A 10,938-nucleotide genomic window follows, 5' to 3' on the forward strand; every position below is an offset into this window, starting at 1 on the left:
GCCAGTCGAGTGAATCTGCTTTGCTTGGCCAGGCTTCATTGCCCCAAGGCCACCCCTTGGATCCCCTTAGCGCCGAGGAAATGCGGCAGGTGGTGCAGATCCTGCGCCGGCAACGGCCCCTCAGTTCTCAGGGGCGCTTTGTAACCATCCAGCTACAAGAGCCGGAGCGGCCTTGGATGGAAACTTGGCAGCCGGGGCAGCCGTGGGATCGGCAGGCTTTCGTGGTGCTGTTGGATCCGGCCAGTGGCAACACCTACGAAGCGGTGGTCTCTCTGTCAACACAGCAGGTGCGCTCTTGGCAGCTCATTGCGGGCGTGCAGCCCCCCCTGTTGGATGATGAGGTGTACGCCTGCGACCGCCTGCTCAAGGAGGATCCCCAGTTTTTAGCGGCTTTGCAGCGCCGAGGCATTGCCGATGTGGATTTGGTGATGGTGGACTACTGGACGGTGGGCTACTTTGGGATCCCGGAAGAAGAAGGGCGGCGGCTGGTGCGAGGCTTTTGTTTCCTACGTACTTCCCCTTGCGACAACGGCTATGCCCGCCCCATCGAGGGGCTCTACCCCTGGATTGACCTCAACCGCATGCAAGTTGTCAAGGTGGAGGATCGGGGTCTGTGGCCCTTGCCGCCGGAGTCCGGTAACTTCGACGAGCTGTTTTTCAAAGATTTTCGCCAAGACTTGAAGCCGCTAGAAATCACTCAGCCTCAAGGGGTGAGCTTCCAGGTGGACGGCCACCACATCCGCTGGCAGAAGTGGGATCTGCGCATCAGCTTTAACCCGCGAGAGGGGCTCGTCCTCCACCAGGTGAGCTACGAGGATCAAGGCCGCCTTCGCCCCATTCTCTACCGCGCCTCGGTAGCCGAGATGGTGGTACCCTACGGGGATCCGCGGGATCCCCACTGTCGCAAAAATGCCTTTGATGTGGGGGAATACGGCATTGGCATGCAGGCCAATTCCCTGCAGCTGGGCTGCGACTGCTTGGGAGAGATCTACTACTTCGATGCCTGGCTGCCCACCAACAGCGGTGAGCCCATGCTTTTGAAAAATGCCGTCTGTATGCACGAGGAGGACTTTGGGGTGCTCTGGAAGCACACCGACTGGCGCACGGAACGGGCGCAGGTGCGGCGCTCGCGGCGGTTGGTGCTTTCCTTTTTCACCACCATTGGCAACTACGACTACGGCTTTTTCTGGTACTTCTACCAGGATGGCACGCTGGAGTTTGAAGCCAAGCTCACCGGCATCATCAACACTTGCGCCACGTTGCCGGGGGAAGAGCCGGAGTTTGGCGTCTTGGTGGCACCCCAATTGTCTGGCCTCAACCACCAGCACTTTTTCACTGTCCGCCTCGATATGGCGGTGGATGGGCCGTGCAACTCCCTCTATGAAGTGCATGCAGAACCTCTGCCTCTGGGGCCGGATAACCCTCACGGCAACGCCTTTCGCGCCCGCTCCACCCTGCTCAAAACCGAGCAGGAGGCTAAGCAAACGGTGGATCCCTTGCGGGGCCGCTATTGGAAGATTGTCAACCCCAATCGCCACAACCGCCTGGGACAGCCGGTGGCCTACAAACTGATGCCGGGGGAAAACGTCCAGCTTTTGGCCCACCCCGACTCTTGGCTGTACCGACGGGCAGGATACCTGGCCCACCACCTCTGGGCCACGCCCTACCATCCCGGCGAGAAGTTCCCAGCAGGGGACTACCCCAACCAACACCCCGGTGGCGAAGGGCTGGTGCAATGGACGCAAGCGAACCGATCCCTGGAAAACACCCGCCTGGTGCTCTGGTATAGCTTTGGCTGCAATCACTTCCCCCGCACCGAGGACTGGCCAGTGATGCCGGCTAGCTACATCGGCTTTATGCTCAAGCCCCTGGGCTTCTTTGAGTGCAACCCAGCTCTGGATGTGCCTCCTCCCCCGCCGAAGACCAAAGGCTGCTGCAGCTTTATTGACTACCCCCCTGCCTAGAGGGCGAGGATTCTTTCAAGTGCGAACAGCTTGGGCGCGACAGGAGTGAGAGGGGAGGCACTCTTCGCCCACGGGGCTTGAGACCTGGTTTCTGGGTCACCGTAGCAGGTGCCTTCCATTGCTCAGCCCCGGTCTTTGGTGCTGGGCAAAAGCTCTGCTCAGATCTGCTCAGATTGAGAGTTCACAAGCTGCTGCGAATCACAAACGAGTAGTTGCTGCCCGGTTCCAGCAGATAGTCGGATTTTTCCAGAAAGCGGCTCAAGGGCTCGCAAATCAAAGCTCGCCCCACAGAAGGCTCCACTCTGAGTTCCCCGGCCCGAAAGCGCCAGCAAAAGCGCCAAACCCAACCATTGGCATTGACTTCCCCCTCAATGGCACCCTCTTGCCAAGAGCGGCGGGTAATTTGGATGTGGGCAGTGGTCTGAGGCAGTCGGCTCATCCGGCATCTCCCGACGGGATCCCTTGTAGGGTAGCGCGTGGCTCCCTCGCTGCCGCCAGCAGATCCAGCATGGGGAGTGAGGTATCAGAAGCTCAACCCATTGAGTGAAAGGGATCCCCTAAATAGGGTCAGTTCTTTTGATTTTCTTGATTTTCTGAGAGCGGCTGCAACAAACCCCCCAGGGTAGGGGGGCTGTTTCCTGGGCTCCTGCTGTAGGAAAAGCTGGCCAGAAGCTAGCGAGCGGCAGTTGCAAGGGTCTTCGAGGATTTTTTCTCTGGCTTTTCAGCCGCAACCTCTGCTAACAAAGCTCGCAGGCTGGGAAAAAGGAAGTGGTTCTCCTCGACATATTGCGCGCCGAACAACCCCTTCTCCGCCCAGAAAAACCGATCAACTGTATGTTCATTTCGTCGCACCAAAATAAGTGCGGGGGGCTGAATAGACTTTTCCTGAATATATTTTCGAGCAGCGGTTACAGACTTCTCTTCACCACTGTCCAAATTAAATTGAGGAATGTGATCTAAAATTTTGCGCCCTTCCAGACGACGGCGACTCTTACGCTTTCTTCTCCTAACCAATGTAAGCCTCCCGTAGAAGGATGACCGAACAACCGCAACCGCAAAGAATATATCAGCGCTGCTTAAGAAAAGCAATAACTTTTACCCATTTTTGTTATCATCTTTTACAAAGGCAATAAAGACAGCAGTCGCCCTCAAAGCCCTTGAAGGGTTACTTATGGACGCGCCCAAAAAAATCTAATCGGGAACCTTTCTCCGAACAAAAAATCCTCCAACAATCGCCTGCAAAGAGAGCTGGCGATTGGGCGTTTGCTAGGTTGACTGCTGATATTGATAGGGGATCCACGGGCTCTGACACCTGCGAAGAAAGTCAGATGCCGATGTGGGAGATCCGCATCAAATCTGGCCCCTAGCCTAACATTAACAAAAACGATACTCAACAGAACATATACCTAAGCTCAGCTTCAAGACAACCCCCTTTGGGCTGAAGTGCTAAGTCAATTGCCAATGCTGCAAGTCTGGAGCTGCTCAACCGAGGAGAGAAAGGGGCACTCCGGTGCCGGGCTACCGTTGAACAGCGCATGTAAGACTGTACAACCAACTTCTTGTTTCTACAAGAGATCCACTGCAGATCCCCAGCATGTCCACACAGCCCTTTCGCGAGTTCATCCTGGGAGCCCTGGAGTGAGGAGTTCTGGTACCGTAGGGATTGGATGGATCCCGCCTCAGGTGCTGGCAAGCTGGAATGAGCTTGATGGGCTGCCAGGACTGCGTTGAACCGATTAGACGGAATTCAGGCATCTTGCTAGTCTGGCTTCAGGTTTGGCTGCACCTCAAGGGCTTAGGTCTATCTTGTCTGGGTTTGGGGAGTTTTGGGCATGATGAAATTCGCGTTGCTGATGGGTCTGGGACTCAGCTTGGGATCCCTGCCGGCTTGGGCACAGGGAGCAACCCCGTCGCCCGGCCCTGCTGCAACTGCTTCTCCGACTTCGGGGGGGGCTCCGGCCACAGCAACTCCCAGCCCTGTGGCATCTCCAACTCTGACCCCAGAGCAAGTCACCGATGCCCAGGTGGAACAGTTGGTGCGGATTCTGTTGGAGTTGGATCCCCTGATTCGGGAAGCGAGCGCCCAACTGCGGGAAACCCAGAACGAGGAGGAGTACGAGCAAATTATGCAGCGCACAGAAACCCAAGCCAGCCGCATTGTCGAGGAGCAAGGGCTGACAGTGCTTCAATACCGCGAATTGATGACCTTGGCGAACGAAAATCCTGTTCTCAACCAGCGGGTTCGGGCCCGCTTGCAAGAAGTTTTGCAGGAAGGGGAAGCTTCCAACTCTCCAAAGCCGGCCACCCCGACGCCTACACCCTAGGCTGAGCTGGCTTGCCTTGGCCAAAGACAGGGAGAACCCGAGGCAGCCGCAAGGTAAAGCAGGTGTGGTTGGCCTCGCTGTTGAGGTGAATGCTTCCTTGCAACAGGCTTACCCCCTGCCGCACAAGGGCCAACCCCAACCCTGTCCCCCCTTGCCGCCAGGGATCCGCGCTGGGCACCCGATAGAACTTCTCAAATACCCGCTTTTGCTCTTCCAGGGGAATGGTTACGCCGGTGTTGAGGACTTGGATGTCCAGGTGGTCGGAATGGCAGGTGGCCTGAAGGCTGATCAGGTGCCCAGCAGGGGTGAATTTACATGCATTTTTCAGCAATTCCGCCAGCACCGACTTTAGCACTCCCGGCAGGGTAAAAATGGCAGGCAGTCCTGAAGGGATCCCAAGGCTGAAGCGCTGATGGCGGCTATGGGCCTCCTGAGCAAAGGGCTCCGCGATCTGGGGCAACCACTCTTGCAGCTCCAACCAGCAGGGCCGCTGTGAACCGTTCGCGTTAGCGGGACGGAGTCCCTTGAGCACCTCTAACTGCTGCAGTTCCAGCAGATCCTCGACCAGTCTGATCTCCCGCTCACATTCGTTGTCCAACACCTTCAAGTACTGAGAGATTTTGGCCAGATCCGGGGATCTGGGAGCGCCCTGGGCAGGCAGCAGGACGGAGCTGAGCAGGTGGATGGCCATTTTCATGTTGGAAAGAAGGGTGCGCAGCTCGTGGGACACCGTGCTAAGGAAGTCATTTTTCAGGCGATCCAGCCGCTGCAATTCCTGTATCTGGCGATCCAGTTGGGCGGTGCGGGCCTGTACCTTTTCTTCCAGGGTGCGGTTCAGCTCCTGAACCTGTTGGAGCAATTCCGCCTGCCGAATGGCGATGGAGAGGTGATCGGCCAGGGCCAAGATCAGATCCTGATTGGTGGCCAGCCAACCGGGACGTGCCGTTTTCAGTTGCAGGCACAGGCTGCCCCAAAGGGTGGGGTGGGCCGAGTCAGATTCGGGGCTTTCGCCGCCGTAGAGCGGTACCAGCAGCCAACTGCCAGGATAGGCTTTGGCCATGGCGGAGATGTAGACCCAGCCTTTGGCTTGGTCGGCTGCCTCCAGCAACATCACTTTCCCCTGCTTCAGTTGCTGGGCAATGGGGCTTTCGGAATCGGGAATGAGACAGCCCAGGTAGCCATCCTGTTGAGTGCTGTACTCGGAGACAATACGCCAATGCTGTTGCTGAGGCTGATAGATGCTGATGCTTACCCGATCCGCCTCTAGCAGATGGCCTATCTCGCGGGTGACGGCAGCAAGGATTTGATCCAACTGCAAAGAAGTGGGAATGGCTCGGACGATGCGGTTCAGGGCTTGCTCGCGGGCCGCCTGTTGGCGTAGGTTCAACAAGTTCTGGCGGGCCTTGATCAGGTGTTGGATGCGCTGACGCATTATCGGCCAGTGAATGGGCTTGGTCATGTAGTCGCTGGCTCCGGCAGCAAAGGCTTTGTCTACGGAAGCTTGATCCTCGAGCGAGGTAATCATCAAGCAGGGCAGATTCGCATCCAAAGCCCGCAGGCGGCGGCAACACTCGAACCCATCCGTGCCGGGCATGAGGGCGTCCAGCAGGGCAATTTGAGGCTGAGTTTGACCGAAGAGCAGCAAGGCTTGGTCGCCGTCTTCAGCCTCTGCCACTTGATAGCCTTCATGAACCAACAGGTGGGTCAAGTACCCGCGTATGCATGGGTCGTCATCGGCCAACAGTACTGTCGGCGAAGCATTTGTCAGCAGATGTCCAGGATTGGGGATGGGGGGAGATTGCACAAAATTCACTCCACAGAGTCGGCCATTCGCGACGGCGGTGCGAAGCACCAAGGCTTTCTTTGCACACAAAAGGGATCTCTAATCTGTCTCCAGCTTAATCTTTCGCGTTAGCGGTGCGGTTCCCGACGGGGTGCCGTAGGCATAGCACTTTCGCGCCCAGGCCGGGGATCCCTTGAACAGACCTATTTCCGTTAGGATTGACGAGGTGGTGTGAGAAGTTGCCATGACTGTTTCTGAGAACATTTCTGAGGAAATGACCCCACTACCAGATGGTACCTCAAGGCAGCTATCCAGAGTGCAGTCCACAGTGGTGATCGGGGCGGGGCCAGCTGGATTGAGTGCCGCCTACGAGCTGAACAAGCAGGGCTACCCGGTAACGGTTTTGGAAGCGGATCCGGTGCAGGTAGGGGGGCTATCCCGCACTGTAACCTACCAAGGCTATCGCTTTGATATCGGTGGACACCGCTTTTTCTCCAAGTCGGCGGAAATTGAGGCTCTGTGGACGGAGATTTTGGGCTCGGAAATGCAGGTTTGCCGTCGGCTTTCCCACATTTTTTACCGAGGTGTTTTCTTTGATTATCCAATTCGACCTACGGATGTTTTTGCCAAACTGGGGCCAGGGTTTACCACCCTCTGTCTGCTCAGTTACCTAAAGGCGCGCCTCTTTCCCAGGCCCAATCCTGTATCTTTTGAAGATTGGGTCATTAACCAATTTGGGGAACGGCTGTATCGCACTTTTTTTAAGACCTACACCGAGAAAGTGTGGGGGATCCCTTGTCACGAGATCAGCGCCGACTGGGCAGCCCAGCGGATCAAGGGTCTGTCGATGGCTTCTTTGATCCGTAAAACCTTTTTCCCCAACCGAGAGGGGGTGATCAAAACCCTGATCGATCGCTTTCGCTATCCTCGCCTAGGGCCAGGCCAGATGTGGGAGCGCGTTCAAACCTTGCTGGCAGAAGCCGGGCAGCCGGTACAACTGGATCGCAAGGTTACGGCAATCCACTGGAACCGGGCCGGAGTTCAAGCTGTACAAGCCTGTTCTCAAGGGGGAGAGACCTTTTGGGTGACCGGCGAGCAGTTCATTTCCACCATGCCGCTGCGCTCTCTGGTGCGGGCTTTGGTACCTGCAGCACCGGAGCCGGTGCGAGAGGCTGCCGAACAACTGCGGTATCGGGATTTTTTGACGGTGGCTTTGCTGGTGGATGAGCCCAACTTATTTCCAGATCACTGGATCTATATTCACGATCCCTCGGTGCGGGTGGGGCGTATCCAAAACTTCAAGAATTGGAGCGCGGACATGGTTCCGGATCCCTCGGTCACCTGCTTGGGTTTGGAGTATTTTTGCTCAGCGACGGATCCCTTTTGGGGACAAACCGATGAGGATTTGATGGCCTTGGCAACGCTGGAATTGCAGCGGTTGGGCCTGCTGGGGAAGGCAAAGGTTTTGGGCGGCACAGTCATTCGCGCCCCGAAAGCCTACCCGGTTTACAATCACGGCTATCAAGCTCACATCCAGACCATTCGAACCTTTTTGGAAGAAGCACTGCCCAATTTGCAGGTGGCAGGCCGCAACGGCATGCACCGCTACAATAACCAGGATCACGCCATGATGACGGGCCTTTTGGCCGCTCGCAACATTGTGGCGGGGGAACGGCGCTACGATGGGTGGCGGGTCAACCAAGATGCTGAGTATCTGGAAGAGGCGGATTCAACAGCAGCCTTGGCGGGAGGACGGGCGGTGCCTCAGGTGCTGGGTCACCGGAGTTAGCGGCAAAAGGGATGCCGCTGGGGGCCGGCTGCGCCATCCAACACCTCTAGGATGGCCTTGGCAGCGCGAGCCAGAACGCCGGGTTCTCCTAGGGCTGCCCGCATCGCGGCGTAGTCGGCTTGCAGTTGGGCTTTGCGTTCGGGCCGAGTTAGCAACTCCAGCGCCAGTTGGGCGATCTTCTCCGGCTGGGCCTGCTCCTGCAGCAACTCCGGGACAATGGGGCGCATCTGCACCAGGTTGGGCGGAGACATGAAGGGCACCGACACCCTCAGCCAATGGCGGGCGATCCAGAAGGTGAGGGGGTTAAGGCGATAGATCACCACCTGGGGGATCCCCAAGATAGCCGTCTCCAAGTTCACCGTGCCGGACTTGGCCAACACCAAATCAGCCGCTGCCAAGGCGAGGTGATGGGCTTTGTGGGGGGAGAAGAAGGGCAGAGCTTGGGGATCCAAAAGGGTGAGGTTGAGCCCAAGGCGGCGGGCAGCCCGCGCAATCGGGGCAGCAAAACGGGGCGAGGCCAGGGGCACCCAAAACTGTGCCTGAGGCAGGTGAGCTTGCAACAACTGAGCCGCCTTGAGCAAGACAGGCAGAACCGAGCGCAGCTCTTGCCGACGCGAAGCCGGCACCACCACCACCACCGTGGCTTCGGCAGGGATCCCCAACTGGGCTCTGGCGGCAGCACGGCTGGGCACAGCGGCCAAAATATCCAACAGGGGATGGCCCACATACTGGACATGGGCTCCTGCCGCCGCGTAGTAGCGGGCTTCCTCAGGGAAAATCGCCAACATCAGCCGCATCTGCTGGGCTAGTTGGTAGGTGAGGCGGGCATCCTGCGACCACACCCACTCTTGGGGGGCAATGTAATAGACGGCAGGGATCTGCCGCCGTTGCAGCAGACGGGCAATGCGGCTGTTGACGCCGATGTAGTCCACCAGCACGGCCACATCTGGGGGGTCTTGGGCTAAAAAGCGGCGAATCTTCCACTCCGTCCAGAGGGCGGGGCCGATAAAGGGAAGAGCCTCTAAAATGCCAACGGAGCTGATCTCGGTGGTGCGGTGCAACAGACGGGCCCCCGCAGCAGCCATGCGCTCTCCCCCGACCGCTGTGATGCGCAGTTGAGGGCGCTGGCGCAGCAATTCTTCAATCAGATGGCCGGCCTGCAGATCCCCTGAGACCTCGCCCGTGCAGATGAACAGGTGGCTCACTAGAGCTACGCTCCCGACCCCAATCTTTAGTCATCCAGCTCTGAAGTGCTCTGCACCGGCGGATCTTCCCCCCTCCCGCGCAGGGCCGGCAGAGGGCCTCGTCGTTGCGGCTGCGAGAGGGAGTCTTCCAAAAATTGCAGCAGATGTTGCAGGGATCCCGTCTCGTCCACCCACTCTTTCCCCTGTAGGGAAAGGACATGGCGCTCTCCCTCCGCACCGCTGTTACAAACGACACACAGGCTGCTGCGCAGCGTTTGCAGCGCTTTTTCCAAAGGCAACCCTGAGCGGTACAAAAATCGGTAGACCTGCCGCAGCAAGGGCAGGGATCCCTCCATCCCTTGGGCTCGCCGCAGCCCCACCAAGTTCAGACCGCGGATGCGGGCTGGATGTCCTTCCACCAACATGTAGGGGGGAACGTCGCGGTCAACCCGGCTCATCGCCCCCACCATGGCCAAGCGCCCGATGCGGGTGAACTGGTGGATCCCGACCATGCCGCCGATGCGGGCTTGAGACTCGATGTGGATGTGGCCGGCCAAAGAGACAGCATTGGTAATCACCACCTGATTTTCGATGACACAGTTGTGGGCGACATGGGTGTAGGCCATCAGCAGGTTGTGATCTCCGATCAGGGTGGCTTCCCCTTCATTGGTGGCCCGGTTGATGGTGACAAACTCGCGGATGCGATTGCCTCTGCCGATCACCACTTGAGAGGGGGCGCCGCTGTACTTCAGATCCTGAGGCTCGGTGCCCACAACTGCTCCCGGAAAAATGTGGTTGTCCTCGCCGATTTCCGTCCAGCCATCGATCACCACATGGGCTCCCACCACCGTATGGGCAGCGATACGAACATGCTCGCCGATCACCGCATACGGGCCAACCTGCACCGTCTCGTGTAGCTCAGCTTTCGGATGGATCACCGCGGTGGGATGAATCCGCTCGCGTGAGCGGTGCGGCGCACTTGCAGAGGCGTTGGGAGTGGATCCCGCTGAAGCGAACGAACTCATTTCCAACCTAGCCAGCAACTGTGGTTACGCTCCCAACCCTGCGAAGGATCACCAAGACTCGACTCCAGGGGAGATGAGCCTTAGAGCTACGCCCCACTGTCGCGACAACATGTCTACCGTATCCCGACAGAAAGGCGCAAGCAGCCCCCGAGCCATCTTTCTATCCCAACACTTTATCTCAATTGCGAGAACACCCACACCGGAGCGCCTCCTGGATGGCCGCTGTTGGCCCATCAATCCACCAGGGAGAACATCAGCTCCCCCTCGGTTACCAGTTGCCCTCCCACCTGAGCGCGGCAGAACATCTTGCCAATGCGCCTCTGGCGAATGGTGAGCAAGTCGGCAGAGAGCAGCAGCTGATCCCCCGGCAGCACCGGGCGGCGAAAGCGAACACCATCGATCCCGGCAAACAGGGCCAAACGCCCGGCCACGTCCGGCAACTTGGTCAACACGATCCCCCCTATCTGGGCCATGGCCTCGACGATTAGGACGCCGGGCATGATGGGTCGGTTGGGGAAATGCCCTTGAAAAAAGGGCTCGTTGAAGGTGACGTTTTTCAGGCCCACCGCCCGTTGCCCTGGTTGATACTCCACAACCCGATCCACCAGCAAGAAAGGATAGCGATGGGGCAAGATCTCCAAAATCTGCTCCGTTGTGAAGACAGGGGGAGCAGTTGCCAATTGAGCGGCTGCCTCAGCCGAGAGGAGGGGAGGAGGGGAGACATCAGAGGACATGGTGAACCCACAGAGGCAGAGGACAAAACCAAATCCCGGACGGGGAGCATGACTCTAGTCAATAATAAGCTCAACTATACTGAAAATAATGTATAATATGTTCAGTACGGATTACTACCAGTTGATCTTTCTGTT

Annotated in this window: 10 protein-coding genes; 3 read left to right on the forward strand and 7 right to left on the reverse strand. The window is 58.0% G+C overall.

Annotated features, from left to right (window positions below):
- The first annotated feature begins 20 nt into the window (after nt 1-20).
- A complete protein-coding gene (locus tag ACVWYY_RS09245; RefSeq protein ID WP_457440340.1) occupies nt 21-1,964 on the forward strand; it encodes a primary-amine oxidase in 1,944 nt (647 codons plus the stop codon).
- Between the two features lie 181 nt (nt 1,965-2,145).
- On the opposite strand, the gene ACVWYY_RS09250 is transcribed toward ACVWYY_RS09245, so the two are convergent.
- Nucleotides 2,146-2,403 (reverse strand): DUF3146 family protein, encoded by a 258-nt coding sequence (locus tag ACVWYY_RS09250; RefSeq protein ID WP_414329773.1) that lies wholly within the window; start codon nt 2,401-2,403, stop codon nt 2,146-2,148.
- Nucleotides 2,404-2,636: 233 nt separating this feature from the next.
- Nucleotides 2,637-2,978, reverse strand: a complete 342-nt coding sequence (locus ACVWYY_RS09255; RefSeq protein ID WP_049749658.1) for a DUF3155 domain-containing protein — start codon at nt 2,976-2,978, stop codon at nt 2,637-2,639.
- Between the two features lie 818 nt (nt 2,979-3,796).
- Here ACVWYY_RS09255 and ACVWYY_RS09260 point away from each other — a divergent pair.
- Entirely contained in the window at nt 3,797-4,288 is a 492-nt protein-coding gene (locus ACVWYY_RS09260; protein ID WP_414522018.1) for a DUF4168 domain-containing protein, read from the forward strand.
- Here the strand turns inward: ACVWYY_RS09260 and ACVWYY_RS09265 are convergent.
- On the reverse strand, nt 4,278-6,140 hold the full coding sequence (locus tag ACVWYY_RS09265) for a response regulator (RefSeq protein ID WP_457440343.1): 1,863 nt from the start codon (nt 6,138-6,140) through the stop codon (nt 4,278-4,280). The genes ACVWYY_RS09260 and ACVWYY_RS09265 overlap by 11 nt on opposite strands.
- Before the next feature lie 30 nt (nt 6,141-6,170).
- Complete coding sequence (locus tag ACVWYY_RS09270; protein ID WP_414374904.1) at nt 6,171-6,317, reverse strand: hypothetical protein; 147 nt, start codon at nt 6,315-6,317, stop codon at nt 6,171-6,173.
- A 28-nt stretch (nt 6,318-6,345) separates the two neighbouring features.
- Here ACVWYY_RS09270 and ACVWYY_RS09275 point away from each other — a divergent pair, with 28 nt between their 5' ends.
- Nucleotides 6,346-7,860 (forward strand): NAD(P)/FAD-dependent oxidoreductase, encoded by a 1,515-nt coding sequence (locus ACVWYY_RS09275; RefSeq protein WP_457403704.1) that lies wholly within the window; start codon nt 6,346-6,348, stop codon nt 7,858-7,860.
- On the opposite strand, the gene lpxB is transcribed toward ACVWYY_RS09275, so the two are convergent.
- From lpxB to fabZ, 3 genes are all read right to left on the reverse strand, one after another.
- Complete coding sequence (gene lpxB / locus ACVWYY_RS09280; RefSeq protein WP_011434329.1) at nt 7,857-9,065, reverse strand: lipid-A-disaccharide synthase; 1,209 nt, start codon at nt 9,063-9,065, stop codon at nt 7,857-7,859. The two genes, ACVWYY_RS09275 and lpxB, sit on opposite strands and share 4 nt — an antisense overlap.
- A 26-nt stretch (nt 9,066-9,091) precedes the next feature.
- Entirely contained in the window at nt 9,092-10,069 is a 978-nt protein-coding gene (lpxA, locus tag ACVWYY_RS09285) for an acyl-ACP--UDP-N-acetylglucosamine O-acyltransferase (protein WP_457403692.1), read from the reverse strand.
- Between the two features lie 233 nt (nt 10,070-10,302).
- The gene (fabZ, locus tag ACVWYY_RS09290; RefSeq protein WP_011434327.1) at nt 10,303-10,803 is read right to left on the reverse strand and encodes a 3-hydroxyacyl-ACP dehydratase FabZ; all 501 of its coding nucleotides are present in this window, start codon (nt 10,801-10,803) and stop codon (nt 10,303-10,305) included.
- Nucleotides 10,804-10,938 lie beyond the last annotated feature (135 nt).

It is taken from the genome of Thermostichus sp. MS-CIW-34, assembly GCF_054060435.1.